Raw genomic sequence first — 23468 nt, forward strand, 5'->3', positions numbered from 1 at the left:
GTGAAGGCCTGGTCGCCGCCGGTCTTCGTGCTGGCGTCGATCGCCTTGAGGTCGATCTTATCCTTCTGCGTGCGGTTGAAGTCGTAGATGACGTCGCTCGCAGTCACCGTGGAGTCACCTATCGCCGCGAAAACGAAGGTGTCGGCCCCCGACCCGCCGTAGAGCTTGTCTGCTCCCGCTCCGCCATAGAGTCGGTCGTTGCCGGCTCCGCCCATCAGCGTATCGTTGCCGGCACCACCCTTCAGCGTATTGATCCCTGCGGTTCCCTTGATCACGTTGGCAAGCCCGTTGCCAGTGCCGTCGATGTTTCCCGTCCCCGTCAGCGTAAGGTTTTCGACATTGGCTGAAAGGCTATGGCTGACGGATGCTTTGACGAGATCGGTGCCTTCGTTTGCTTTCTCCACTACGGCATCGGCGAGATTGTCGACCATATAGGTGTCATTGCCGCCGCCGCCCTGCATTTTGTCGGCGCCGGACTTGCCGTCGAGAACGTTGTTGGCGGCGTTGCCGACAAGCAGATTGGCCAGACTGTTGCCGGTGCCGTTGGTCTGTCCCGTGCCGGTCAGCGTCAGGTTCTCGACGTTTGCGCTAAGAGTGTAGGAGATCGTCGCCTGGACGAGATCGGTGCCCTCATCAGCCTTTTCGATCACCTTGTCGCCAGTATTGTCAACGACGAACGTATCGTTCCCCGAACCCCCGGACATCGTGTCCGCACCGTCGCCGCCATCCAGGAAATCTTTGTCTGCACCGCCGTTGAGTGCGTCGTTGCCGATACCGCCACAGAGCCTATCATTACCTGCTTCGCCGTCGAACGTGTCGTTGTCGATGCCGCCGCGGATCTCGTCGTTGCCTTCTCCGCCATAGACCCAACCCGACAGCCGTCCGTTGGTGCCGTCGTAAACGTCGTCGCCACGATAGAGAAAAATGTCCCCGATCATGCGGCCGGTATTGGTAATGAGATCCTTTGCGATGGCATTGCCTCCGCTGTACGAGGAAGCCTTTCCCGAAATGGTCCCGCTGTTGTCGACTGAAATGATCCCATCGATCTCGGCCAAGCCAACTCTGACAATGCCGTTACTGCTGCTGGCGATCGTGCCGGTGTTTATGATCTTCGACGTGGTGTCACCGTAGGAGCACATGATGACGCCCGAGCTCCACCCCCATAAATCGCCGGCGTTGATGAGCTCGCTTCTGGTCCCGTTCATACGAACGGCGGCCGAAGCGAAATCGTACCCTCTCACAACGCCGCTGGCCGCGATGCTCACGATGTTATCAGCATCATCCCTCGAATCGCCGATATCGATCGCGATTTCCGGACCGAGAACGGTGCCGGCAATGTCCACCCGGTGCTGACCGCCCGTGCCCAGAATCGTGGCGTCGACACCAACGGTGGCCGCTGTTCTCGCGACCGTCACCCCGGCGGCAACATAGAGATCGTCCCAGTTTGCAAGAGTGACTTGAACGCCTGTACCGATGGAGTCTGACGTGAAAACCTGGAATGCCATGTGCACTATCCTCGTTTGTACTGCATTGCGAGGTTCTACGTTTGGATGCACGCTGGTATTCGCGACTATCTGCAAAATCGACGTATTCGTTTATTTCACAGGTAGTGAAGCGGCTTTCTCCCTTCCCCCAAGAAGTGTGTGGCCACATTTGGCTATCGCCCCGGAAGACGTTCTATTGGCTGGTGGCGGCCCCCTCCGCCACTTCCCCAAGTGTGCTTGCCCGGCGTACGCACACGCCCGGCTTTTTGGTTCCGGTTGCCTCCCACCTTGGACGGCCCACTCGATCGGGAACCTTGCTGCGTTCCCGCGGCAAGCGTTGCGACGGATCAGTGGCGCAAGGAGCATAAGCCGAATGGAGATAGCCGGATTTGATGATCGGTGCGATTGGTGGCGCTTACACCACTTAAAGCGCACACTCCTCCTGCAAATGGAGGATTACCTAGATGCCCCATTTCATGAATTCAAGTGAAGACGTTGGGCCTGACGACCTCGACCAAATTTATGAATTGTTCGAAACAGTCTGCAGCAGTCAGCACATCGAGCATCGCTCGGCGGCAGCCGATCAACTCGCCAAGCGCATCATCCAGCTGTATCGCGCCGGCGTAAGGGACCGTTCGGTATATCTGGAGCTCGTGAGCGTGCAGAGGCATCGCAGAGCCGACGACACCTATCTGCGCGGAAGCAAACCACACTGATACGTGTCAGGCGCCACCTCAGCGCCGCTTGGGCCGAGATAAGCCAGCGCCGCAAAGAGTTGACAGCGGCTGGCGGGGCTCGGTGGAACATTACTTCTGGAGGTCAGTTTTGGGGCCGTCAAACCGGTACCAAACTTATGCCTCGATACTATTTTGGCACGAGCCGCAACATGGTTTCTTCAGCCCCGGAGGCGCCTTATGAATTGCCGGACGACGATGCGGCCATTCATAAGGCACGACAGACCTTGACAGAAATGACTTTGGACGGCTTGCCCGAACATACCGCCCGTTCCTTATCTGTCAGGGTCTACGGCCCTGATCAGGAGTTGATTGCCGAACTACGCGTCGACTACAGCGCCGAAATCTTCAGGCACCCGTTCGGCTCCGCGTCATCGCCCTAGCGATCCATTCTGAACGACAATGGTGTTCACCCCACCTTAGCCCCGAACCATTTATGAAGAGCACCTCCGCACCCCGCGGCCTTTAGCCCTGTCGATACCGGCACCGAACTGCAGCCAGGACGCCACTTCTTGACCTCCTGCGCGTGCCACATGAAGCGCCCGACCGCCGCGCCGATCAAGGTCGTGAAGGCGCCACCGAACCAGGCATCGAGAAGCCCGACGAGGGAGTTGTATTTTTCCGGCATGCATCGGCTCCTGTTGTGCTCTGCTCTTGAAGGAAACACGGTTCGATCAGATAATGCGTGTCGAGGAATGAGGCTGGGGGGAGCGTCATGATCCAACGTCACTTGCAGTTGCGCGGGGTCGTCGATCCCGACGAGCTTTTTCTTCTTCAGAAGGTCTTTGACGAGGTGTGCCGGGTCAAAAACATAAGCCCCGACGGAGAGCGGGCCGCCGACTGTGCCCGCCGCATCTTCGCGCTTTACGAGGCCGGCATCCGTGACCCTCAAGAGCTCCGCGAAATGCTGACGGGGAACTAGGTCTTGTTGGCGGGGGCGAGATAGGCGAGCACTGCCGGCAGCCCGATTGTCAGCGCGTAGAGTGCGAGATAGCCGTACCAGGGCGTGTCGGCCGGCATGAAGGGGATGGCGACCGTGCCGGTTGCAGCGCCGCCGACAGCCGCGCCGATGGCCTTCGAAATCTTCTGCATGATGTTTCCTTTCACGGTTGGGAGAGTTTCGCGCGCACCTCGGCACGCATCTTGTCGCCGCAGGCTTTGGCCCCAAAGATGGATGGGTCGAACGCCAGCCGGGTGAAATCCCACTTGCCCCGCTGCTGCAGGCCAAGGTTGTTCTGCACCTCGGCGTGGCTGATGACCGTCTTATCGGTGACAGGAATGCCATAGCGCCGACAGAGATCGGCGACGGTCGAGATCATCGCGTCCCACTGCTCGCGCGTCATGGGATACTTGCCGGCGCTGAACGGGCTTTCGATCGCGCCGCCCATACAGGGGTTGGCTGGGCACCACCTCGAAGCGACACAAGTTCATCGAGCACCTTGCCAATGGCGGCAATCGTCTCCCCTCCAGGGTCGCCGTCCGGACCGTATTTCGGAAGCGGAAAGCCAAGCGCGATCAAGCGCCGCTGCAGATCCTGCACGGTCGTATCCATCGGGAATGTCCTTGATGTTGGAGAGAAATCAGGCCGGCCAGACGATCGGCGGCCCGGGCGCTACGGCTGTGTATTGCCCTCTGGTGCGGGCCAAGGCGCCGTCACGTCGACAAAGGCCGCCTCGATCTCCGCCTTAGTTGTGACGGTACCAGCAGTATAAGCGGCGAGCACGGCGCTTTCCCGCTCGAAACATGCGGCGACGTGCTCAAGGACGGCTTTGGCCCGCCGCCGATTTCCGGAACTTTGACAGCAGAAACCGGAAAACCCAATATTCCAGAAGCATTGTCAAAGTTCCTTCCGGTGTAGCGCTGCCACCACTCCGATACGTGCCAGTTCCAGCCTATAGACAAGGCCACGATCATAGAGGTCTTTGAGATACTCGCTTAACCAAAGCCTATCGGACGCACCGCCCCGGAACCACGAACAAGAGGCGATCTCATCAACAATGACTGCAATGACTTCGTCGCGGTCGCGCGGTTCAATAACCGCTGGCGGCGGTGTGTCAGACGCCCCAGTAGGGCTGCCGCGGATGGTGGCACCAGCCTGACCATGACACCGTCCTCACACCGAACAGAAAACGAAGAGAGGCGCCCGGCGTGAGCGCGCTACCGCTGTTTTGTCGCGCTGATGAAGTTTTGAGACGTGACGTTGATGATTGGCCCCGGAATGGCCCGGCCGTCGGTTTTCACAAATTCCACAGTCATCCCGCCGTCTTCGGCTTTGTTGCTTTGCACCTCTACCGCGGGGGATGTCCGCTTCGATCGTACCCCAGAACAAGACCTCGTCTTCGCCTTCGATCATTCGGAATTCGTACTGACCGCCAATTTCGAACATTCGGACCTCCCGAGGTTGACCCATGAAAAAATTGCCCGGCACGGACCGGGCAAAGTGGGAATTGGCGTACGGAGATGGCGGTTGGGTCGCCACAGGCAAGATAGCGCTACTGCCACTCTCATTGCGATAACCGGAAAGAACTAATCGCGTAAATAGTTTGAGCGACGGGCGAGGACGATAGCGGCGATGATCACTTAGAAATACACGGACGGCTTGCGACCAAGCAGAAGTTCTCAGTGGCTGAGGGAACATTGGTTGCCCCTAGATGTTCTTGTGGCGGGCCCAAGCTATTCCTCCCCCCTGAGCCTCTGCTTGGGCGCGGACGTAAGCCCGCCATGCCGGCGATACCCCGTCGCCGGCATGCTGATAAGTCTCGCATAGCATGTGATTTGTTCATTTGCTCCCCTTTAGATACACTGCGGATGCGGCATTGGGAGGCGTGTCGCCTGCAGGTCCAGGCGCTCTTGGGGAGCCTGTACGCGTGATCGAGACGATCCGCCGTATCGGCGGCGCGGAACGCCGATACGCTGTAGAGGGGGTTAGTCCGCTCGTGGAAGTGATCAGGGGCGAAATCAGCACCTCTCTCACAGCTTTGTTCTGGCCTCGGCCGCTGATCGAAACCATCGTGCGGCGTGGCGTTGATCCTGCGGATGATCGACTTCGACAGGATGCCCCGCCGCCGATATAGGGGCGGCAGGATTAACCGGAGAAACCGGCTGCAGATTTACCATTTCTAAGAACTCACGACGTATCGCTGATCCGCCCTGCAGGGCACGGGTGCGACGGTTGTGTTATTGCGCTGTCGGACGGGTCGAGTTCCCCAACTTCATTCCCGTCGCTTGAGGCGCCCTCACGCCTCGGCCACCCGGTCAGCTATGGCCAGACGATCGGCGGCAGCCCGGCCAGCAACTCGTCAATGGTCGGCTGCGGCCGCTGGCCGGTCAGAACCCTGTCCATTTCGGTGTTGACGTAAACCCAAACGGCAGAACGCCAATTGCGCATCGCTTCACCTTCTGCCGCGTATTGCGGGTGAGGATCGCCAGCATTGGTTTTCGCGGACGAAAGATTCGACCTCGTCAAACCGCCTGATCGGCGTCTCGCCGATGCGGAAGTCCGAGACATCAACCGGCCCGTAGCCGACCACGAACAGCATCCGCAGGTACTGATCGTCATCAGCAAGCTCGGTGTAGGGACCGGAGGCATACGGCGGCGAAATCCGGTGGCGACGAAGATGACCGGGATCGCACCATACCGGGTTGCCGCGTTCTTCGACCCGCCGATCGAATAGGTCGTCTTCGGCGTGTCAGCGCCGCCCTGCGGCCCGACCGGGAACAGCGCGTTCAGGACCATCGACCCGCCAATGGAGATGCCGGCGCCGATTAGGCTCACGGCCACGGAGCTGGCGAAGATGCCTCCCAATGCAGCGCCAATCACCGGCGCCAGGAACAGAGCGGCCAGCGCGACCACGAGGCCGAGGATCGCCTTGAAGGCGTTCTTGCCAGGGATGGCGACGATGTTGACCGTAACCCCCGGCTTGACGCGCACCCGCGGCCAGAACTCAGCCGGCACTTCGTGGCCACCAAGCGTGATGTGAAGACGACGCTTGTTCGAAAACGGAAACGCCGCGTGGCATTCCTCGATGATCTCGGCGAGCGACAGGCCGGCCGGCAATCGCAGGGCGTGGCGTTCCTGCCGCAGCGGCGACGGGCGCACGAAGACATCGACGCCGTCCCCTGGTCGAGGACGTCGCCCGAAAGGACGCGTTCCATTTGCATTTAAGCCAGCCTAAAAAATCCGACGATGCGGTTTTTGATGTGCAGAGCGTCCAGGCGCTCGATGCAGGATGGACCCGGTCCATCGGCGTGAAGCAGGCGCCCGCCATCGAGGCGGATGCCGACATGGTTATGGTGGCGACCGTTGCGCATCAGCACGACGTCGCCCTCTTGCGGTTCAGTTGTCTCGATCCAGTGCGCTTCGCGCTCGGCAACGACCAGCGGGGCTATGCCGCGCGGGCGGAACTCGCGACCCTCCATCTCCGCCACATAGGACGGGACAGGACGGCCAAGCACGTCGCGATAGTAGAGGTAGACCAGCCCCCAGCAGTCCGCTCCGTCATAGCCGCGACCGTGCTCGACGTAGGGAATGCCGATGGAGCGATTGATCATTGATGGTGCTGCTGACTGCTACGCGCCAATAATTTCGACGTACTCGGTGTCTTCCGGGTCGTCGCGGCGAATGTGAAACCGATCGTTTCTGACAACTGCAACGCCGGTAGCCGTCACCTGGCGCATTTCTTCGGGCCCATTGAGCGCCACGACGAGTACGTCCTGCGGCATTGTTTTCAGAAGCTCTATGAGCTCGGCGACGGTCATTGGGTCGGCTCCTTGAGCGCGGCGTCGATCGCGGCTTGCCACTCCCCCAACTCGTCGGGATCATTGTCGCCCTTTAAGTCAACGGACTTCATCGCTTCAAGCATCACATCGGTTGGCTCACGCATCGCTTGAATGACAGCACGGGCTATGACGTCCAGTATGACGCGGCCGTCAATCTGCAATTCATTGCCATAACGGTCTCCGACAAAACACTCATTGTGCCTGCCCTCATCGGAGAAAACTGCCTCCTCAATGGCATCTGCGACCCGTTCAATCATGCTCTTGCTCATCACTCGGTCCTCGAACAATCGATCCTTAGAATAGCCCGGGAAACGTGCCAGGCGTAAACTGGCCCGCCGGATACGGTTCGTTGATCAACGCATCAGCAACGAGATCGGCGGTCACCTGTTCCTCGCCGATGATCACGTTGGCCAGCTGCATCGCCGGCAGTTCCATTTCCACCGCACCCGGGGTGGAGCCAAGCACGATCTCCAGCTTGATACTGGCCGGCGTCGAGATCGACCGCAGCAGCGCCACCAGTGACCGCTCGGTGTTGTCCATCGTCAGTTGCACCCGCGGCGGGCTGTCGCTCTTGTCGTCCGGTAGCGTGAACTCGAACGGCAGGAACAGGTATTCCCGGCTCCGGCTCGGAAACCTCGACGATCGGGACGCCGGCCAACCGCGACGGCTCACCCTGCGCGAAAGCGGGCTGCCACAGATAGTTGCCCTGGCCGTCCTTTAGCTTGCGCATGGCGCCGATGATGCTCGTCTATCTGCTTTCGTTGGCGATGGCTGAAGCTGATGACCTTAAGCGCGCTTCCCCGGAAGGTGCCTCTGAGTAATGGCCGGGCGCCGGCAAAAGGAGCGGGTGAGTTAGCCTTGGGAGGAAGCGCGTACTCTCTACGTCCCGCGCCTGAAGTTAGAGTGCGCTCATAGGATGAAAAACCTGTAAAAACGGGCGAGGTAAAAAATGCCCCGCACGGTGGCGGGGCAAGGAGCGTCACGCTTGGCTCACGGTGACGCGGGGAAGCTGGGAGTACCAGCTGCCTCATCTACGACTTTGGTCTAATGCCTGGGAAGGTCTGATTCCGCGATTTCGGTACGGTTGATCAGAAAAAAGAAACCCGCCGAAGCGGGTGCTAGTTTACCTTCTAGGAATCGCTCCCTTTAGTTGTTGCGTCTGACGGATCCGGCGGAACAAACTAAGGCGGGCAGTGGCTGAGGTTACGTCGGCCGATCAGCGCCCAAAAGACCGTTCCGAACCCCACGATGAGGACTGCAATCGCCGAGAGCATTCGGGCCATGCCTTCATTGGTGTTCGAATTCTCGCCCACGATCAGGTAGTAGAGCGATCCGCGCTCGTGGCCGTTTTCCAAGACATCTATCCACGTCAGACTTCGTTCTGGCTCAAGCCGTCCGAATCGGGGTCGCGGATCATTAAACAGCCGCTCTCCTCCAACCACTCCCTGATGATGAGCGCGATCGCGTACTCGCGCTTCCACTTGAAGTCACCGCACGCTTGAGCAAGCGCATCCTCTACGTCCTGATCGAGGAGGAGCCCAACGGTCATGGAATAACTGCTCTCAGCTGTGATTCGAGCAGTTCGCACGCGGCGTCAAAGACGCCACTACTATCATCGCCTTGGCCCTGTTCGAGCATCGTCAGCGCTTGCTTGTAGATTTGGCACTCAGATTGCTCGTCGATCGCATCAATGTGCCGCAGGTGAAGGATCAAAGATGAGACGGTTGCCGCAGCTGACAGGGCGACCGCACCAGCGGAAAGGACGGCATCATCATCCGGCATCGTGCTTCCTCTTATGCAATCTGTGAAGCGCGCCCTGTTGAAGGGCACCCACGCGTCGCGTGCAAACTGTCACGTTGTTGCAGGGAGTCAAGTCGTGCTTTTCGATGGATTCGGAGCGAAAGTCCGCTGCTCTAGTTGCGTGATCGTGACTTTTCTTGCAGACGCGACTCTGCGATTTTGGTGTGGGATCTCACGCGTTCTGCGGAGTGAGCACTCAGTTTCTCGGCTTGCTTTCTCGAGGTCCGCAGATACGGCGGATTGTCCGTGCGTGGCCTCCTATGCCGCGATTCCAGCGGTCCAGTGTTTTGACGGGTGTTCGTGCGGTGTGACACTGGCCGCCGTCTTCATGGCGTTTTCCGCGACCTTCATCACCACGCTCGCTGGTTTGGCGTTCCTTGGCACTGTCGGTGGCAGCCTTGCAGCGGCGATGGACGACCCGACTTCCCGTGAGGCGGCGTTGATCACTTTCCTTGCATCTGCCGCAAACATCAAGCTGCTCGGCATTGGTGGGGCATTCTGGGGACTGATCGGCCTGGTTCCCTATATCGTTCTTCACGGTCGTTTGCCGCGCCGTAAGCGTACCGACCTGTCCGTGAACAAGGGAGCCACGAGGTGAGGGCGCAAGCTACTCGGTCCTTCGGGCTCAGGAAAGTGACCCTCCTCATGGCAGTCGCGGGGTTTGTCACTCCGGATTTAGTCCATCCTTCTGGATGGCCGTGACCTCACCGACTGGATGCTGAGAAACTTTGGCGTTGTTTTCCAAGGCTATGCGTTGTTTTTACATATGACGGTGCGGAAAACATCGCCTAATCCGCTGAAATTGCGTGGCTTCGACAAGCAGCGCTGCCGGAAGGCACGCCGAAGGGGATTTGTGACGTTAACCGGCGCTTGATCTGCGAACCGTCTCTTTCTCTCACTTGCCCAAACTTAACGTAACAGGACGCGTAGAGCGGCCTGAGTTTCCCTCAGCAAAGGTAGGAAGCGGGTGACCAGCTCTTCGGCGGATGCATGGGCCGCCGGTGCCCCGATGTTCACAGCACAGATGAGCTGACCTCGGTCGTTCTCGACTGGCACAGCAATCGAGCAGAGGCCCAACTCCAGCTCTTGATCGATGACCGCGTAACCTTGATCACGAACGCGCTCGAATTCGGCGAGGAGCTGGGCCTGATCAGTTATCGTTTGTGGTGTATTAGCTCTGAGTTCGGTGCGTGCGAGGATCGCACGAACTTCCGCCTTCGGCAGCGAGGCGAGAAGGACGCGCCCCATCGAGGTGCAATAGGCCGGAAGCTGGCTTCCGGGATTAAGGTTGATCGACATGACGCGCCGATTTGAAGCTCGGGCGATATAGAGAATCTCCGTGCCATCAAGAACGGAGGCCGACGCGCTCTGGTCTGCCTTTTCAGACAGAGTGTCGAGGTGAGGCTGCAATATCATGGGCAATGGCGTCGCTGAGAGATAGGCGTGGCCGAGACGTAAGGTCTTTGGTGTTAGCGTGAAGAACTTGCCGTCGTAGGCGGCGTAGCCGAGCTCGGCGAGGGTCAGCAGGGATCGCCTTACAGTTGCTCGGTCAAGGCCGCCGAGCTTCGCAGCATCGGTTATGGACAGTCGTTGGTGCATCTCTCCAAAAGCCTCGATGACCTTCAAGCCCCTTGCAAAACCGCTGACGAAGTCTGCTTCGCGCATCTGTCTCAACCTTTCAAATCAAAGCGCGTTATGTGCGCTATACGAACAAATGTCAAATGACGCACATTCTTCTTGCCTCTCTGGCTCAGGGGACCCTATGCATTCGCTGGCTTTGGCGAGGACACGGACCTCGCTCCATTCGGCAAGGAGAGGCACCGACATGGATAAGACAACGAGTGCGGCTGAGGCTGTCGCTCCGATCGGCGATGGCGCCACTGTGATGATAGGGGGATTTGGAGGGTCTGGCGCACCAATCGAGCTCATTCACGCCCTAATCGATCTGGGCCCGAAAAATCTGACGATCATCAATAATAATGCCGGTAATGGTCGGATCGGCATCGCCGCGATGATCGACGCAGGCATGGTGCGCAAGATGATATGCTCGTTCCCGCGCTCCTCGGATCCGCGTGCTTTTACCGATAGATACCTGGCGGGTGAGATCGAGTTGGAGCTCGTGCCACAGGGCACGCTCGCGGAGCGTATTCGCGCTGGAGGCGCAGGCATCCCCGCCTTCTATACGCCGACCGGCTACGGCACTGATCTTGCCGACGGCAAGCAGATCGCCGAATTCGATGGCAGGCATTACGTGCAGGAGCGCTGGTTGAAGGCCGATTTCGCGATCATCAAGGGACATATTGGCGACACGCAGGGCAATCTGATCTACAGCAAGGCTGGTCGCAATTTTAATCCGCTGATGTGCATGGCCGCAGCACGAACGATCGCCCAGGTCACATCAATCGTCGCACCTGGCGCGATAGATCCGGAGCATATTGTAACACCGGGCATCTTTGTTGACTGCGTCGTCGAAGTCACCAATCCGCAACAGGAAGAAGCACTCATCCGAGCCGGAGTGGCCTACGTATGACCGTCAATACGCGCGAAGATATCAAGCTTTCCAACGCCCAGATCGCCTGGCGCGCTGCTCAGGACATCCCCGGCGGCGCCTATGTGAACCTCGGTATTGGCTTTCCGGAAATGGTGGCGAAGTTCCAGCCGCCCGGCCGCGAGGTGATCTTCCACACCGAGAACGGGATTCTCAATTTCGGCGAAGCGCCTGTGATCGGCGAAGAAGACTGGGATTTGATCAATGCAGGCAAGAAGGCAGTCACGCTGAAGGCGGGCGCCGCCTTCTTCCACCATGCCGACAGCTTCGCGATGGTCCGCGGCGGCCATCTAGACGTCGCCATCCTCGGAGCCTATCAGGTTGCCCAAAACGGCGACCTTGCCAACTGGCGCGTAGGCCCCAAGGGCGTTCCCGCCGTCGGCGGCGCCATGGATCTCGTCCACGGCGCCAAGCAGGTGGTCGTCATCACGGAACACGTTACCAAGGACGGAAAGCCGAAACTTGTCGACAAGTGCACCTTCCCGCTGACCGGGGTCGGCTGCATCACCCGCGTCTACACGAGCCACGCCGTGATCGACATCGTCGATGGCTGCTTCGCCGTGCGTGAGAAGCTTGCCGAAATGACCATCGACGAGCTGCAAGCAATGACTGGTGCTCCGCTTCATACCGACGGGGCGATTGCCGACCTCGTGGTGCCGGTACTGTAAGGAAGCCGCTATGACGCAAGCATTCATCTGCGCCTATATCCGCACGCCCATCGGGCGCTTCGGCGGTTCGCTGTCTTCCGTCCGTGCTGACGATCTCGCCGCAATCCCGCTGAAGGCACTGATGGCGAAATATCCAACGGTTGATTTCGAAGCCGTTGACGAAGTGATCTTCGGCTGCGCCAACCAGGCGGGTGAAGATAACCGAAACGTCGCCCGGATGTCGGCACTACTAGCCGGCATTCCGCTAAGCGTCCCGGGCACAACGATGAACCGTCTTTGCGGTTCAGGCATGGATGCCACTATCACTGGCGCGCGCGCTATCATCGCCGGCGAAGCCGAACTCGTGATCACCGGCGGCGTTGAAAGCATGAGCCGAGCGCCCTTCGTGATGCCGAAGGCGGAAACCGCGTTTTCGCGCGCGACTGAAATATATGACACCACCATCGGCTGGCGCTTCGTTAATCCGTTGATGAAGGCTCAGTACGGCGTCGACACCATGCCGGAAACCGGGGACAACATCGCGGTCGACTATAAGATCGGCCGTGAGGATCAGGATGCCTTCGCTGTGCGCAGCCAGACCAAGGCCGCCGAAGCGCAGGCCAATGGTCGTCTGGCGCAGGAGATCACCCAAGTCACTGTTTCGCAGAAGAAGGGCGATCCGATCGTCGTCGATCGTGACGAGCATCCGCGTGCGACGAGCATCGACGCGCTTGCAAAGCTCAAGCCGGTCAACAAGCGCGAAGGTGCGACCGTAACGGCAGGCAATGCGTCGGGCGTCAACGATGGCGCAGCGGCGCTTATCGTTGCCTCGGAAGCCGCCGTGAAGAAATACGGTCTGACTCCGATCGCCCGCATCCTCGGCGGCGCGACTGCCGGCGTTCCGCCGCGCGTCATGGGCCTCGGCCCGGCCCCCGCGTCCAAGAAGCTGATGGCCCGTCTCGGCATGCGCCAAGAACAGTTCGACGTCATCGAACTCAATGAAGCCTTTGCCTCCCAAGGCCTGGCGACTCTGCGCGAACTCGGGATCGCCGACGATGACCCGCGTGTCAACCCCAATGGTGGGGCAATCGCGTTGGGTCATCCGCTCGGCATGTCGGGTGCGCGGATTGCCGGAACAGCGGCATTCCAGCTCAATCTCAAGGGTGGTCGGTACGCTCTTGCGACGATGTGCATTGGCGTTGGTCAGGGTATTGCCATCGCTCTTGAACGCGTCTGATATCGGACATGACGGAGGTGCCGCATTCACCTCCGCACTTCGCCGTACCTACGACGCGCCAAATCCAGTGCTATGCCGGCAATCGGATGACGACGACCGCTAGACCGGCCCGTATCTAATTGTTGGTATAGGTCGACAGTGCTTTCAGGCGTGCTTCGGTTTGCCGGAGAGCCTCTTGCGCGCGCATTTCAGGTTTTCCCACCAGCATGCTGGCCAAGACTTCGCTCAAAGCAAACGCTGGGGTCATAGTGTGAAAGAAGCTCAGGCTGTCGGTCGGACAAAAGAGGACTGAGTCAGCCACGGCCCGAATCGGTGCGACTTCGCTGTCCGTAATCGCGACAATTTTGAGCCCTCGGGATTTCGCGTATTCGCAGATTTGCAACGTAATCGCAGCGTAGGGACTTATGGTCAAAACGAAAAGGACATCGTCCTCCCTGGCCCAGGTCAAGGCGTCAGATCCGGTACCCGCGGCACCATCGACGAGCACGGTCCGATCGCCTAGCAACGAAATCATGTAATTGAAGTGCCACATCACGGGATGGCAAGAGCGTTGCCCTAAGCAATAGATCCGCCTGGCGCCTGCCAGGGCATCAGCCACCGCCGCAAGCGAGGCCAGCATATCGGGGTGGCTCAGGCCGTCGATCTGATGCGAGAGGCGTGCGAACATCCGCGCCGCAAGGGCGGCATCGCCTTCCAGTGCCTGATCGCGGATCTGCTGGCGGGCCCTTTCGGCGAAACCCGTGCTGCGGTCCCGAATTGCTTCGTGGTACATCGCGCGGACCTCGTCATAGCCGGAAAGACCCAGAAATTGCGCAAGCCTGGTCATAGTGGCGGGCTGCACGCCGGCGTTTCGTGCCTGATCCCGCATGGAGAGCAGCGCGACATCCTGCGGGTTCTCAAGAATATAGCGGCCCGCCATCTGGAGTTGGCGCGGCATCTGATTGAAGCGTGCCACAATCTCGGGATGAAGCGGGTAGATTTCCATGCGATATTCTCTTTCGTGTGGGCTGGGACGAGGTCCCGCTTCAGCCTCCGGCCAGTACCTGATCGACAGTGTCGCCAAGTCGACCGACAATTTCCCCGACCTCGGCGGCCGTTAGGATGTAGGGCGGCGCGAGCAGGATGTGATCTCCCGACTTCCCATCGATCGTACCGCTGCCGGGATATATCATCAGCCCATTGTCCATGGCCCTCGCTTTCAGGCGGCTGGCAAGTCCCATTTCCGGATCGAAAGGAACCTTGCTGTCGCGATCCTGCACCAGCTCCAGACCGATAAAAAGACCGCGGCCCCGTATATCCCCAATGTAGCGGGAACCGGCAAATCGCGACTGCAGGCCGGCCATCATCTCAGCACCGCGCAAGCGAACGTTTTCGAGGAGATTATCTTCAGCGATCACCTCCTGCACCGCCAGCGCCGCGGCCGCGGCCATCGGGTGTCCCATATAGGTGTGGCCGTGGACAAAAGCGCCCGAACCATGCAGGAACGTGTCATGCACCTTCTGCGACACCAACACGGCGCTAACCGGCTGATAACCGGCGCCAAGGCCCTTCGCCATTACCTGGATGTCGCCCGCCACACCCTCCTGCTCGCAGGCGTGAAGCGTTCCCGTTCGACCCATTCCGCACATGATTTCGTCCATGATCAGAAGCACGCCGTAGCGGTCGCAGATCTCGCGGATGCGGCGGAAATAGTCGCCGACTGGAGGCACAACGCCCGCGGTGGCGCCGACGACGGTTTCTGCAGCGAAGGCCATGACGCTGTCGGTGCCCAGTTCCAGGATCTTGTCCTCCAACTGCTGTGCCGCACGCGCTGCATAATCGGCATCGGATTCGTCGGCGCGCTGGTAACGGTAGGCGAAGCAGGGATCGATATGGTGGGTCTCGATCAGGATCGGCGTGTGCATCCGCCTGCGCCCCTCGTTTCCGCCGGTGGCGAGCGCACCAAGCGTATTGCCGTGATAGCTCTGGCGGCGGGCGATGATATGCCGCCGCTGCGGCTCGCCGCGCTCGACATGATATTGGCGCGCCATTTTCAGCGTCGCCTCGACCGCTTCCGAGCCGCCGTTGAGCACCATGGCGTGGCTCATGCCCGACGGGGCATCCCCTATCAGTCGGCTTGCGAGGGCCTCCGCAGCCTCCGTCGTGAAGAAGCCGGTATGCATGTAGGCGATCGTATCGAGCTGGGCCAGCAACGCCTCGCGCAGCCGCGGGTGTCCGTGACCCAGACAGGAGACCGCCGCTCCGCCGCAGGCATCGATATAGGTGTTGCCGCTGCTGTCGCGCACACGAATGCCCGCGGCCTCTACCGCCACAGGAAGACGGGTGGTCAGCGAACGATGGAGAATCTGGCTCATGATTGCGCCGCAGCCGATGAAAGGCAGCCAAGTTTCCGCGACATCGCAAGTTCCTTTCGGATTGATGAATCAAATGTTTCATGCATAATGCATTTAATCCATATGAATCGCAACGACAAATTCCGGCCCCATGACGGGCTGTCGAACCACCGAAAAAGGGGAAGGAATGTCAGGCAAGCTGAGGATCGCAGTCGCGCGGCTGTGGCATGAAGCCCATAGTTTCACACCGGTTCAGACGCGTCTGGCGGATTTCCGGCGCAAGGAATGGCAGCAGGGGCCGGCCACCGCCGAGTTCTACCGGTGGACCAATACGGAAATCGGCGCAGTAGTCGAGCTGATCGACAGCGATTGCGATCTCGACGTGCATTTCTCGCTGTGCACGGCCGCGCCGCCGGGCGGCCTTGTGCCGCAGGGCGAGATGGACCAGATCCACGAGGCGATTCTGGCGGGGCTGGAGAATGGTCCCTGGGACGGGATCTACCTCTCGCTTCACGGCGCCACGCTTTCCACCGGCTCCCTGTCTCCTGACGCCGATCTGATCAATAGGATCCGCACCCTTGCTGGACCGGACATCCCCATAGCCGTCAGCTTCGACATGCATGCCTGCATCAATCCGCAATTGGCGGACCTGGTGCAGATCCTGTCGGGCTATCACACCTATCCCCATGTCGACATGAAAGAGACCGGCCATCGCGCCATGGCGATGCTGCTGGACTGCCTGCGCAATAAACGTCCGGTGCGGCTGCATCTGCGGCACGTGCCGATGCTGCCGCTCAGTCACATGATGCGCACGGCGTCCGGCCCGATGCGGGAGCTTGTCGATCTCGGCCGGGAAGCAATGCGGAAGCCGGGGATCTTGGACGCAACCTTCTTCGCTTCCTTCACCTATGCAGACAGTCCGCACGCCTCGGCCGTCGTCGCGGTGACAGCCGATGACGAGGCAGACACGGAAACGCTGCTGGACAGTCTGGCGTCAGCGTTCCTGGAGCGCGCGCCTCGGTTCAACGCACCCGTCATCGGCTCGCATGAGGGGCTCACCCGCGCCGAAGCGCTGCTGGAAAACGGGAGCGGCAGGGGGCCGGTCGCACTGATCGACACGGCCGACAACCCGCTGTCCGGCGGAATCGGCGATACGACCGGCCTACTGCGGGCATGGTTGGAACAATCCTCCCACCTCCGGACCGTGTTCAGTTTCTTCCACGACCCGGCGTTGGTCGCCGAATGCCACTGCTTGGGCGAGGGCGCCCGGATTTCTGTGGAACTTGGCGGACGGATAATGCCGGAACATGGCGCGCCCGTCCCATTGACGGTACGCGTCCTGCGCCTGACCGATGGCCGTTTCCACAATGTCGGGCCAATGGAGAACGGCATGGCCGTCGATATTGGTCGCACCGCGGTTCTGGAGGCCGGAAACTTGCGCCTCGTGGTGTCGGAGACCTGCCAGAGCGTCAACGATCCGGCGTGGTGCGATCTGCACGGCATAGAACTGGCCGGGGTGGATCTGTTTCTGGTGAAGGCTAAGAACCACTTTCGCGCCGCCTTCGAGCCGTTTTGCCGGGCGCTGATCGATATCGAATCGCCCGGACCTTCGCCCGCAGATCTGCATCTCGTGCCCTACAGGCATGTCCCTCGCAGCTTGCTTGACTGAAGTTCCAGCCGACGGCAGTCGGAATGGTGACACCTATAAAACAAGTGTTTCATAGGTGTTGACTTTGAAACGAAAACATCAAAGAATGCCGCAACGACCGATTGGACAGGAAAATCGATGGACGACACCGTGCCTCTACACGTTCGCGATCTGCACAAGAGCTATGGGCAGATCGAGGTGCTCAAGGGCATCTCCATGCAAGCCGAGCGCGGAGACGTCATTTCGATCATCGGAGCCTCAGGCTCGGGCAAGAGCACTTTCCTGCGTTGTCTGAATGTGCTGGAGACCTACCAGAAGGGCGAGGTGCGCTTCTTCGGTGAAAGGATCGATCTCGGCCGGAGGGGGCTGGCGGGCCATCGTCAAATCGATCGCATCCGTTCACGCATGGGCATGGTGTTTCAAGGCTTCAACCTCTGGAGTCATCTGACGGTGCTGCAGAACGTCATGCTAGGCCAGGTCTCGGTGCTCGGCCGGAGCAAGGCCGAGGCGCGCGAGAAGGCCGAAGGCCTGCTGGGGCGCGTCGGGATTTACGAGCGGCGCGACTATTACCCGATGCAGCTTTCCGGTGGACAGCAGCAGCGCGCGGCCATCGCTCGGGCACTCGCGATGGATCCGGAGGTCCTCCTGTTCGATGAGCCGACCTCCGCGCTGGATCCCGAGCTGGTCGGCGAGGTGCTGCGGGTCATGCGCTCGCTCGCCGAGGAACAGCGCACCATGATCATCGTCACCCACGAAATGCGCTTCGCCCGGGAAGTCTCCTCGAAGGTCATGTATTTCCACCAGGGCCTCGTCGAGGAGGAGGGTTCCCCCGAACAGGTCTTCGATGCGCCGATCTCCGATCGCTGCCGCCACTTCGTCACGCAAAACTTCGATCAATGAAACATCCAAAGGGAGGATGAATGATGGGTACCCGTTTCAAGTTTTTGATCGTCGCGGCGGCCGCAGCGCTTGCGGCCAGTTCCGTCAGCGCGGAAACGCTTCGTCTCGCAACCGAGGGCACTTACCCGCCCTTCAACTTCGTTGCCGCCTCGGGTGAGCTTCAGGGCTTCGACATCGACATTGCCAAAGCGCTTTGCGCCGAGATGGCGGTCGAGTGCAAGATCGAGACCTTCTCCTGGGACGGTATGATCCCTGGCCTCAACGCGGGTAAGTTCGACGCCATCGTCGCCTCGATGTCGATTACCGAGAAGCGGAAGGAAGCCGTCAATTTCACACAGCCCTACTACCAGGCCGGCGCCGTCATCGTCGCCGCCAAGGGGCAGGAGATGGACACCAGCCCGAAGGGACTGGCGGGCAAGGTTATCGGCGTCCAGCGCGCCTCCAGCTACGGCCAGTTGCTGAAAGCCCAGTTCCCGGAAGCCGTGATCCGCGAATATGACAAGAACGAGGAGCACAATCTCGATCTTGCCGCAGGTCGCATCGACGGGGTGATGGCGCAGCGTCTGTTCATGCAGCAGTGGCTCGACAGCGAAGAGGGTGCCAACTTCGAGCCCAAGGGCAAGCCCTTCTTTGACACCGAATACCTGGGACCGGGCGCCGGGATAGCGATCCGCAAGAGCGATCAGGCGCTTCAGGAACGTTTCGACGCTGCCCTGAAGACAATCATGGAAAACGGCGTCTATGACGAAATCAACAACCGCTATTTTCCCTTCAGCCTGAAGCCCGGCCAGGAAGGCTGAGGCAGGAACCCGGCAGCGACCCCGGCGGGCCGCTGCCGCCCATTTCCAGCGGCGGCGGGCACCGGCCTGCCGCAAGGGAGCACGGATGATCGATCTGCAAGGCTTTGGCGGCTTGCTGGCCGAAGGCACATGGATGACGATCCGCGTCACGATGATCGCCGCGACAGCAGGCGTATGCATCGGAGTCGGCGTCGCGCTGATGAAGCTTTCGTCGTCGCGTCTCGCGCGGCTTCTGGCGGAGACCTATACAACGGTGCTGCGCGGGGTTCCGATCCTTCTGGTGATTCTGCTGTTCTATTTCGGCGCGATTGCTGCGGTGAATTCCGTTGCGCGTGCCTTCGGCTACATGGAATTCATCGATGTCAGCGCTTTCGCGGCCGGCTGCCTCGCGCTTTCCCTGGCCTTCGGGGCCTATTCGGCGGAAGTCTTCCGCGGGGCGTTCCAATCGATCCCCAGGGGGCAGATCGAGGCGGCGCGCGCCATCGGCCTGCCATCCACCAAAACCTTCTTCAAAATCACCCTGCCGCAGGTTTGGCGCCTCGCGCTTCCCGGCCTGGGCAATATCTTTCTCGTGATCATGAAGGAGACCGCGCTCATTTCCGTCGTCGGCCTGGACGAACTGATGCGCAAGACGCAATTCGCAGTCGACTTTACCAAGAAGCCGTTCACCTTTTTCCTGGTGGCTGCCCTCATCTATCTCGGACTGACAGTCATCACGATGGGCGTGGCAGCCTGGCTCGAAGGCCGGGCGAACCGCGGATTCGTTGCCCAGAGGAGAGGCGGATGAACGTTCAGGTCATGATCGAAGCGATCCCCGCCCTTTTGGGCGGCGCGGTTCTGACGTTGCAGCTCGTCGCCGTAGCGTCGTTCATCGGCTTCCTGCTAGCACTGGGGGTCACCGCCATGCGCCTGTCGGGCAGGATCTGGCTCGTCGCGCCCTCCTATGCCTATGTTTTCTTCCTGCGCGGCACGCCGCTGCTGGTCCAGATCTACCTAGTCTACTACGGGCTGTCGCAGTTCCCCGAGATCCGCAACAGTGTGCTGTGGCCCTTTCTGCGCGAACCCTGGTGGTGCGCACTGGTCGCATTCTCGCTGAACACTTCCGCCTATGTGTCCGAAGTAATGCGGGGCGCGATCACTGCGGTTCCAGCCGGCCAGATCGAGGCCGCGAAGGCTGTCGGCATGTCCTCGTTGAAGCGCTTCACCAAGGTTATCGCTCCCCAGGCCATGCAGATCGGTCTGCCGGCCTATTCGAACGAGATCATCCTCATGGTGAAGGCCTCGTCGTTGGCATCGACTGTTACGTTGCTTGACCTGACTGGCGTGGCGCGCTCCCTTGCCTCGGAAACCTACCTGCCGGTCGAGGTGCTCGGCATGGCGGGCATCATCTATCTGATCTTGAATTTCACCCTGACCCGAATTCTGCGTGGCCTCGAATGGTTCGTCTCGCCGCGGCAGAAATCGGGACCGGGCACACTTGCGGAGGCCTGACATGACCCTGACCCGCGACGAATGGCACGCACGTGCGAAAGCAATCGCGCCGGAGACGCACGCGTTCTATGCCGGCCAAGCCCAGAAGGCGGCGACCGGTGAATCCTTCGTTTCGATCAATCCGGCCACGAGAGCCGCGATCGCCGAGTTGCCGGCCTGTGGTGCCGAGGATGTTGAGCGGGCCGTTGCGGCAGCCAAAGAAGCGTTCGATTCGGGCGTGTGGTCCGGTCAGCCGCCAGCCATACGCAAGGCGTCGCTGCTCGCCTGGGCCGATCTCGTCGAGCGCGACTGGCAGCATCTGGCCCTGCTCGAAAGCTTGGACACCGGCAAGCCTATCCGCGATACGTTGGCCATCGATGTCGGTTCCTCGCTGAAGTCGATGCGTTGGTTCGCCGAGGTGACCGACAAGGTCTATGACGAGATTGCACCTGTGCCGGCCTCCGCACTGGCCATGCTGCGACGCCGCCCGCTGGGAGTGGTCGGTGCCATCGTGCCGTGGAACTTCCCGCTGAACATGGCGATCATCAAGATTATGCCGGCGCTGGCGGCGGGAAATTCCGTCATCCTGAAGCCCTCCGAGCTGACCTCGCTGTCGGCTCTCCACCTGGCGAAACTGGCGCATGAAGCGGGACTGCCCGGGGGCGTCTTCTCGGTTTTGCCCGGGGTCGGACCCGAAACGGGCCGCGCGTTGGCGCTACACATGGATGTCGCCTGCCTTGCCTTCACCGGCTCGACGGCAGTCGGCAAGCTGCTGCTGGGCTATGCCGCCCAGTCGAACCTGAAGCGCGTCAATCTCGAATGCGGCGGCAAGTCAGCCAATATCGTCTTCGCCGATGTCGGCGATCCGGCGAAGGCCGCGATGGCAGCCGCCAACGGCATCTTTCAGAACATGGGGCAGATCTGCAATGCCGGTTCGCGCCTCCTAGTCGAGGCCAGCATTTACGACGAATTCCTCGAGAGCGTCGCCGCTCAGGCGGCCGGCCGCGTGCCGGGGGATCCCCTCGACCCGCAGACGTGCTACGGCACGCTGATCTCCACCGCCCATGCTGAACGGGTCCGCGGCTTCATCCGTTCCGGACGAAAGGAGGGCGCGCGCCTCGTCGCCGGCGGTGAAGGGGAGGCGGGAACCGCGGTCGTGCCGCCGACGATCTTTGCCGACGTGCAGAACGCGATGGAGATCGCGCGCGAAGAGATATTCGGGCCGGTGCTGTCGGTCATCCGTTTCGAGACCGACGACGAGGCGATTCAAATTGCCAATGACAGTCCCTACGGTCTCGCCTCGGCGATCTGGACCGCAAGCCTCCCGCGGGCCCTTCGGCTGGAACCGCGGCTCCAGACCGGCGTCGTCTGGGTCAATACCTTGCGGGCCGGCGACATCACCGTGCCCTTTGGCGGCATGAAGCAGTCCGGGCTCGGGCGCGACAAGTCGATCCATTGTTTTGACGAGGTCACCGCAGTGAAGTCGGTCTGGGTCGACCTGGAGCAATGACCATGGCCGCACCGCGGGTCCTCCTTGCCTCACTTCTGCACGAAACCAACAGTTTCAACCGAACGCTGACCCCGATAGACAGCTTCTGTGGCCGCTACCTGTTGCTCGACCATGCTTCTGCCCACTCGACGCTAGCCGGATCGGGCACGGAGACGGGCGGGTTTCTGGCGGGGTGCGCAGAACACGGCTGGCAGAGCCATATCGCCTTTGCCGCCGCCGCCGGCCCTTCCGGCCCGATGGTGGAAACAGCTTTTCGGGAGTTGAAGGACCGCCTGTTCGAGGCGGCGCGCGAAAGGCCGGACGGCGTTCTGCTGTCGCTGCATGGTGCAATGACGACAGAAGAAAGCTCGGATCCAGAAGGGGACATTGCAAGCGAACTGCGCGAAATCATCGGCCCGGACGTGCCGCTCGTCGTGACGCTCGACATGCATGCCAATCTTAGTCCGCGCCTTGTCGAGGCGGCCGATGGGATGTGCATCTACGAGACCTATCCGCATGTGGATCAGGCCGAAACCGCCCGGCGCGCGGTCGTGGCGCTAGCCCGACTGCTCGTCCGGCCGAAAGCGGGGCGACGGCTGACCCGCGCCCTGCTGATGCGAGCACCGATGCTCGATGCCGCCGATCACGGCCGCACCTCACCGGCCGGCCCCATGAACCCGATCCTTGCGCGCCTCGATGCGCTGCGCAACGCGCACGACTTGGTGACGGGCGGCATCACGATCGGCTTTCCCTGGGCGGACACGCCGAATGCCGGCCCGGCCGTGGTACTCCATGATGCGTGGGACTCGACGGTCGACCTGCCGGCAATCGCGCGGGAGTTGACGGACCTGCTGTGGCAGAGCCGGGGTGAGACGCAACTGGACTTTCCCGACACTGCGCAGGCCATCGCCGAGGCGCTCGCCGGCCGGTCCGATAAAAAGCCCCTGGTGCTGGCCGATATCGCCGACAACCCAGCTGGTGGCGCTTATGGCGATTCCCCAAATCTGCTGCGCGCGATGATTGCGGCTGACCTGGAAAACGCGGCCTTCGCCAGCATTTGCGACCCCGAAGCGGTCGCGCAGGCCATGCAGGCGGGCTTGGGCGGGCGGATCAACGTCGTGCTCGGCGGGCGCAAGGCGCCGGAAATCTCGCCCCCGCTGGCGCTTTCCGTCGAGGTCGTCGGCCTGAACGACGGGCGCATCGCCTTTGCCGGTCCGGTCCTGCGCGGCGTCACCGTCGATATGGGCCCGATCGCCGTTTTCCGCCATCGCACAATCGAGATCGTGGTGGCCAGCCGCGCGCTCGCCATCACCGATCTGCAGCAATTTCGGGCGCTCGGCATCGAGCCCGCCGAAAAATCGGTCCTCGCCTTGAAAAGCCGCAACCACCACCGCGCGGCCTTCGAACCGCTGGCCCGAAAGGTCATGCTCGTCGATGCCGGCGGCATAGCTAGCATGCAGCTTGCAAAGATTCCCTATCGAAACCTGCCGCGTCCGATCTGGCCGTTAGACCCGGATTGTGGCAACCCCTCATCTATACGTGTTCTGGAGTTCCGCCACGATGCCTGACGATCTCACCCTTTCGAATGCCTCGCCAGAG

General features: G+C 60.8%; 28 protein-coding genes and 2 pseudogenes. 13 read left to right on the forward strand and 17 right to left on the reverse strand.

Annotated elements, in window-relative coordinates; all coding sequences use genetic code 11:
* Positions 1 to 1505: calcium-binding protein (locus tag AC1DDS_RS22645; RefSeq protein WP_477480913.1), on the reverse strand; the 1505-nt coding region annotated here is incomplete at its 3' end.
* A gap of 443 nt (positions 1506 to 1948) precedes the next feature.
* Here AC1DDS_RS22645 and AC1DDS_RS22650 point away from each other — a divergent pair.
* A complete protein-coding gene (locus AC1DDS_RS22650) occupies positions 1949 to 2200 on the forward strand; it encodes a hypothetical protein (protein WP_477480914.1) in 252 nt (83 codons plus the stop codon).
* A gap of 137 nt (positions 2201 to 2337) precedes the next feature.
* On the forward strand, positions 2338 to 2601 hold the full coding sequence (locus AC1DDS_RS22655; RefSeq protein WP_477480915.1) for a DUF6894 family protein: 264 nt from the start codon (positions 2338 to 2340) through the stop codon (positions 2599 to 2601).
* A gap of 26 nt (positions 2602 to 2627) precedes the next feature.
* On the opposite strand, the gene AC1DDS_RS22660 is transcribed toward AC1DDS_RS22655, so the two are convergent.
* The 13 genes and pseudogenes from AC1DDS_RS22660 to AC1DDS_RS22720 form a co-directional block, all read right to left on the reverse strand.
* Positions 2628 to 3110 (reverse strand): hypothetical protein, encoded by a 483-nt coding sequence (locus tag AC1DDS_RS22660; RefSeq protein WP_477480916.1) that lies wholly within the window; start codon positions 3108 to 3110, stop codon positions 2628 to 2630.
* A 26-nt stretch (positions 3111 to 3136) separates the two neighbouring features.
* The gene (locus AC1DDS_RS22665; RefSeq protein WP_477480917.1) at positions 3137 to 3310 is read right to left on the reverse strand and encodes a hypothetical protein; all 174 of its coding nucleotides are present in this window, start codon (positions 3308 to 3310) and stop codon (positions 3137 to 3139) included.
* Positions 3311 to 3321: 11 nt separating this feature from the next.
* Positions 3322 to 3561, reverse strand: coding sequence for a peptidoglycan recognition protein family protein (locus tag AC1DDS_RS22670; RefSeq protein ID WP_477480918.1), 240 nt, complete (start codon positions 3559 to 3561; stop codon positions 3322 to 3324).
* A complete protein-coding gene (locus AC1DDS_RS22675) occupies positions 3558 to 3770 on the reverse strand; it encodes a peptidoglycan-binding domain-containing protein (RefSeq protein WP_477480919.1) in 213 nt (70 codons plus the stop codon). Before AC1DDS_RS22675 ends, AC1DDS_RS22670 begins: the two co-directional genes overlap by 4 nt.
* 1707 nt (positions 3771 to 5477) lie before the next feature.
* Positions 5478 to 6317 carry a hypothetical protein gene (locus tag AC1DDS_RS22680; protein ID WP_477480920.1) on the reverse strand — a complete coding sequence of 280 codons (840 nt, stop codon included), beginning with the start codon at positions 6315 to 6317 and terminating at the stop codon, positions 5478 to 5480.
* A gap of 62 nt (positions 6318 to 6379) precedes the next feature.
* Positions 6380 to 6769 carry a C40 family peptidase gene (locus tag AC1DDS_RS22685; protein ID WP_477480921.1) on the reverse strand — a complete coding sequence of 130 codons (390 nt, stop codon included), beginning with the start codon at positions 6767 to 6769 and terminating at the stop codon, positions 6380 to 6382.
* Between the two features lie 18 nt (positions 6770 to 6787).
* Entirely contained in the window at positions 6788 to 6976 is a 189-nt protein-coding gene (locus AC1DDS_RS22690; protein WP_477480922.1) for a hypothetical protein, read from the reverse strand.
* A complete protein-coding gene (locus AC1DDS_RS22695; protein WP_477480923.1) occupies positions 6973 to 7266 on the reverse strand; it encodes a hypothetical protein in 294 nt (97 codons plus the stop codon). The genes AC1DDS_RS22690 and AC1DDS_RS22695 overlap by 4 nt, the downstream gene beginning before the upstream one ends.
* A gap of 25 nt (positions 7267 to 7291) precedes the next feature.
* A complete protein-coding gene (locus tag AC1DDS_RS22700) occupies positions 7292 to 7669 on the reverse strand; it encodes a DUF1833 family protein (RefSeq protein WP_477480924.1) in 378 nt (125 codons plus the stop codon).
* Positions 7638 to 7727: pseudogene (locus AC1DDS_RS22705) on the reverse strand (phage major capsid protein); the annotation flags it as partial. The pseudogene AC1DDS_RS22705 and the gene AC1DDS_RS22700, both read right to left, overlap by 32 nt.
* A gap of 451 nt (positions 7728 to 8178) precedes the next feature.
* Positions 8179 to 8352 carry a hypothetical protein gene (locus AC1DDS_RS22710; protein WP_477480925.1) on the reverse strand — a complete coding sequence of 58 codons (174 nt, stop codon included), beginning with the start codon at positions 8350 to 8352 and terminating at the stop codon, positions 8179 to 8181.
* A gap of 14 nt (positions 8353 to 8366) precedes the next feature.
* Positions 8367 to 8546 carry a hypothetical protein gene (locus AC1DDS_RS22715; RefSeq protein WP_477480926.1) on the reverse strand — a complete coding sequence of 60 codons (180 nt, stop codon included), beginning with the start codon at positions 8544 to 8546 and terminating at the stop codon, positions 8367 to 8369.
* Positions 8543 to 8779 (reverse strand): hypothetical protein, encoded by a 237-nt coding sequence (locus AC1DDS_RS22720; RefSeq protein ID WP_477480927.1) that lies wholly within the window; start codon positions 8777 to 8779, stop codon positions 8543 to 8545. The genes AC1DDS_RS22715 and AC1DDS_RS22720 overlap by 4 nt, the downstream gene beginning before the upstream one ends.
* 322 nt (positions 8780 to 9101) lie before the next feature.
* On the opposite strand from AC1DDS_RS22720, the pseudogene AC1DDS_RS22725 reads away from it, so the two are divergent.
* A pseudogene (locus AC1DDS_RS22725) lies at positions 9102 to 9395 on the forward strand (benzoate/H(+) symporter BenE family transporter); the annotation flags it as partial.
* Positions 9396 to 9706: 311 nt separating this feature from the next.
* Here AC1DDS_RS22725 and AC1DDS_RS22730 read toward each other — a convergent pair.
* Positions 9707 to 10462 carry an IclR family transcriptional regulator gene (locus tag AC1DDS_RS22730; RefSeq protein WP_477480928.1) on the reverse strand — a complete coding sequence of 252 codons (756 nt, stop codon included), beginning with the start codon at positions 10460 to 10462 and terminating at the stop codon, positions 9707 to 9709.
* A gap of 160 nt (positions 10463 to 10622) precedes the next feature.
* Here AC1DDS_RS22730 and AC1DDS_RS22735 point away from each other — a divergent pair, with 160 nt between their 5' ends.
* From AC1DDS_RS22735 to pcaF, 3 genes are read left to right on the forward strand one after another with little or no spacing between them, the layout of a single operon-like run.
* Complete coding sequence (locus AC1DDS_RS22735; protein WP_310422899.1) at positions 10623 to 11327, forward strand: 3-oxoacid CoA-transferase subunit A; 705 nt, start codon at positions 10623 to 10625, stop codon at positions 11325 to 11327.
* Positions 11324 to 12013 carry a 3-oxoacid CoA-transferase subunit B gene (locus AC1DDS_RS22740; RefSeq protein ID WP_477480929.1) on the forward strand — a complete coding sequence of 230 codons (690 nt, stop codon included), beginning with the start codon at positions 11324 to 11326 and terminating at the stop codon, positions 12011 to 12013. Before AC1DDS_RS22735 ends, AC1DDS_RS22740 begins: the two co-directional genes overlap by 4 nt.
* Positions 12014 to 12023: 10 nt before the next feature.
* On the forward strand, positions 12024 to 13229 hold the full coding sequence (pcaF, locus tag AC1DDS_RS22745; RefSeq protein WP_477480930.1) for a 3-oxoadipyl-CoA thiolase: 1206 nt from the start codon (positions 12024 to 12026) through the stop codon (positions 13227 to 13229).
* Positions 13230 to 13344: 115 nt separating this feature from the next.
* Here pcaF and AC1DDS_RS22750 read toward each other — a convergent pair whose 3' ends face one another.
* Together AC1DDS_RS22750 and AC1DDS_RS22755 are read right to left on the reverse strand one after the other, a co-directional pair.
* Complete coding sequence (locus AC1DDS_RS22750; RefSeq protein WP_310422908.1) at positions 13345 to 14214, reverse strand: MurR/RpiR family transcriptional regulator; 870 nt, start codon at positions 14212 to 14214, stop codon at positions 13345 to 13347.
* Positions 14215 to 14254: 40 nt separating this feature from the next.
* Positions 14255 to 15583, reverse strand: a complete 1329-nt coding sequence (locus AC1DDS_RS22755) for an aspartate aminotransferase family protein (protein WP_477480931.1) — start codon at positions 15581 to 15583, stop codon at positions 14255 to 14257.
* A 166-nt stretch (positions 15584 to 15749) separates the two neighbouring features.
* On the opposite strand from AC1DDS_RS22755, the gene AC1DDS_RS22760 reads away from it, so the two are divergent.
* From AC1DDS_RS22760 to AC1DDS_RS22790, 7 genes are all read left to right on the forward strand, one after another.
* The gene (locus AC1DDS_RS22760) at positions 15750 to 17231 is read left to right on the forward strand and encodes a M81 family metallopeptidase (protein ID WP_477480932.1); all 1482 of its coding nucleotides are present in this window, start codon (positions 15750 to 15752) and stop codon (positions 17229 to 17231) included.
* 117 nt (positions 17232 to 17348) lie between these two features.
* Positions 17349 to 18110 (forward strand): ABC transporter ATP-binding protein, encoded by a 762-nt coding sequence (locus AC1DDS_RS22765; RefSeq protein WP_477480933.1) that lies wholly within the window; start codon positions 17349 to 17351, stop codon positions 18108 to 18110.
* A 20-nt stretch (positions 18111 to 18130) separates the two neighbouring features.
* Positions 18131 to 18910: a transporter substrate-binding domain-containing protein gene (locus AC1DDS_RS22770; RefSeq protein ID WP_477480934.1), complete on the forward strand. Its 780-nt coding sequence runs from the start codon at positions 18131 to 18133 to the stop codon at positions 18908 to 18910.
* An 85-nt stretch (positions 18911 to 18995) separates the two neighbouring features.
* Positions 18996 to 19697: an ABC transporter permease gene (locus AC1DDS_RS22775; RefSeq protein ID WP_477480935.1), complete on the forward strand. Its 702-nt coding sequence runs from the start codon at positions 18996 to 18998 to the stop codon at positions 19695 to 19697.
* Complete coding sequence (locus AC1DDS_RS22780) at positions 19694 to 20401, forward strand: ABC transporter permease (RefSeq protein WP_477480936.1); 708 nt, start codon at positions 19694 to 19696, stop codon at positions 20399 to 20401. Before AC1DDS_RS22775 ends, AC1DDS_RS22780 begins: the two co-directional genes overlap by 4 nt.
* 1 nt (position 20402) lies before the next feature.
* The gene (locus AC1DDS_RS22785) at positions 20403 to 21890 is read left to right on the forward strand and encodes an aldehyde dehydrogenase (RefSeq protein ID WP_477480937.1); all 1488 of its coding nucleotides are present in this window, start codon (positions 20403 to 20405) and stop codon (positions 21888 to 21890) included.
* Between the two features lie 2 nt (positions 21891 to 21892).
* Positions 21893 to 23437 carry a M81 family metallopeptidase gene (locus tag AC1DDS_RS22790; RefSeq protein WP_477480938.1) on the forward strand — a complete coding sequence of 515 codons (1545 nt, stop codon included), beginning with the start codon at positions 21893 to 21895 and terminating at the stop codon, positions 23435 to 23437.
* Positions 23438 to 23468 lie beyond the last annotated feature (31 nt).

It is taken from the genome of Mycoplana sp. 10N416 (genome assembly GCF_056394765.1).

Excerpts from the sequence above, each read along its gene's own strand:
- AC1DDS_RS22695 (WP_477480923.1), bottom strand. The coding sequence starts at position 7,266 with ATGAGCAAGAGCATGATTGAACGGGTCGCAGATGCCATTGAGGAGGCA.
- pcaF (WP_477480930.1), top strand. The coding sequence starts at position 12,024 with ATGACGCAAGCATTCATCTGCGCCTATATCCGCACGCCCATCGGGCGC.
- AC1DDS_RS22780 (WP_477480936.1), top strand. The coding sequence starts at position 19,694 with ATGAACGTTCAGGTCATGATCGAAGCGATCCCCGCCCTTTTGGGCGGC.
- AC1DDS_RS22730 (WP_477480928.1), bottom strand. The coding sequence starts at position 10,462 with ATGCGCGAAGCAGACTTCGTCAGCGGTTTTGCAAGGGGCTTGAAGGTC.
- AC1DDS_RS22685 (WP_477480921.1), bottom strand. The coding sequence starts at position 6,769 with ATGATCAATCGCTCCATCGGCATTCCCTACGTCGAGCACGGTCGCGGC.
- AC1DDS_RS22715 (WP_477480926.1), bottom strand. The coding sequence starts at position 8,546 with ATGACCGTTGGGCTCCTCCTCGATCAGGACGTAGAGGATGCGCTTGCT.
- AC1DDS_RS22740 (WP_477480929.1), top strand. The coding sequence starts at position 11,324 with ATGACCGTCAATACGCGCGAAGATATCAAGCTTTCCAACGCCCAGATC.
- AC1DDS_RS22775 (WP_477480935.1), top strand. The coding sequence starts at position 18,996 with ATGATCGATCTGCAAGGCTTTGGCGGCTTGCTGGCCGAAGGCACATGG.
- AC1DDS_RS22770 (WP_477480934.1), top strand. The coding sequence starts at position 18,131 with ATGATGGGTACCCGTTTCAAGTTTTTGATCGTCGCGGCGGCCGCAGCG.
- AC1DDS_RS22755 (WP_477480931.1), bottom strand. The coding sequence starts at position 15,583 with ATGAGCCAGATTCTCCATCGTTCGCTGACCACCCGTCTTCCTGTGGCG.
- AC1DDS_RS22650 (WP_477480914.1), top strand. The coding sequence starts at position 1,949 with ATGCCCCATTTCATGAATTCAAGTGAAGACGTTGGGCCTGACGACCTC.
- AC1DDS_RS22690 (WP_477480922.1), bottom strand. The coding sequence starts at position 6,976 with ATGACCGTCGCCGAGCTCATAGAGCTTCTGAAAACAATGCCGCAGGAC.
- AC1DDS_RS22735 (WP_310422899.1), top strand. The coding sequence starts at position 10,623 with ATGGATAAGACAACGAGTGCGGCTGAGGCTGTCGCTCCGATCGGCGAT.
- AC1DDS_RS22670 (WP_477480918.1), bottom strand. The coding sequence starts at position 3,561 with ATGACGCGCGAGCAGTGGGACGCGATGATCTCGACCGTCGCCGATCTC.
- AC1DDS_RS22765 (WP_477480933.1), top strand. The coding sequence starts at position 17,349 with ATGGACGACACCGTGCCTCTACACGTTCGCGATCTGCACAAGAGCTAT.
- AC1DDS_RS22785 (WP_477480937.1), top strand. The coding sequence starts at position 20,403 with ATGACCCTGACCCGCGACGAATGGCACGCACGTGCGAAAGCAATCGCG.
- AC1DDS_RS22790 (WP_477480938.1), top strand. The coding sequence starts at position 21,893 with ATGGCCGCACCGCGGGTCCTCCTTGCCTCACTTCTGCACGAAACCAAC.
- AC1DDS_RS22655 (WP_477480915.1), top strand. The coding sequence starts at position 2,338 with ATGCCTCGATACTATTTTGGCACGAGCCGCAACATGGTTTCTTCAGCC.
- AC1DDS_RS22675 (WP_477480919.1), bottom strand. The coding sequence starts at position 3,770 with ATGGATACGACCGTGCAGGATCTGCAGCGGCGCTTGATCGCGCTTGGC.
- AC1DDS_RS22760 (WP_477480932.1), top strand. The coding sequence starts at position 15,750 with ATGTCAGGCAAGCTGAGGATCGCAGTCGCGCGGCTGTGGCATGAAGCC.
- AC1DDS_RS22720 (WP_477480927.1), bottom strand. The coding sequence starts at position 8,779 with ATGCCGGATGATGATGCCGTCCTTTCCGCTGGTGCGGTCGCCCTGTCA.
- AC1DDS_RS22750 (WP_310422908.1), bottom strand. The coding sequence starts at position 14,214 with ATGGAAATCTACCCGCTTCATCCCGAGATTGTGGCACGCTTCAATCAG.
- AC1DDS_RS22665 (WP_477480917.1), bottom strand. The coding sequence starts at position 3,310 with ATGCAGAAGATTTCGAAGGCCATCGGCGCGGCTGTCGGCGGCGCTGCA.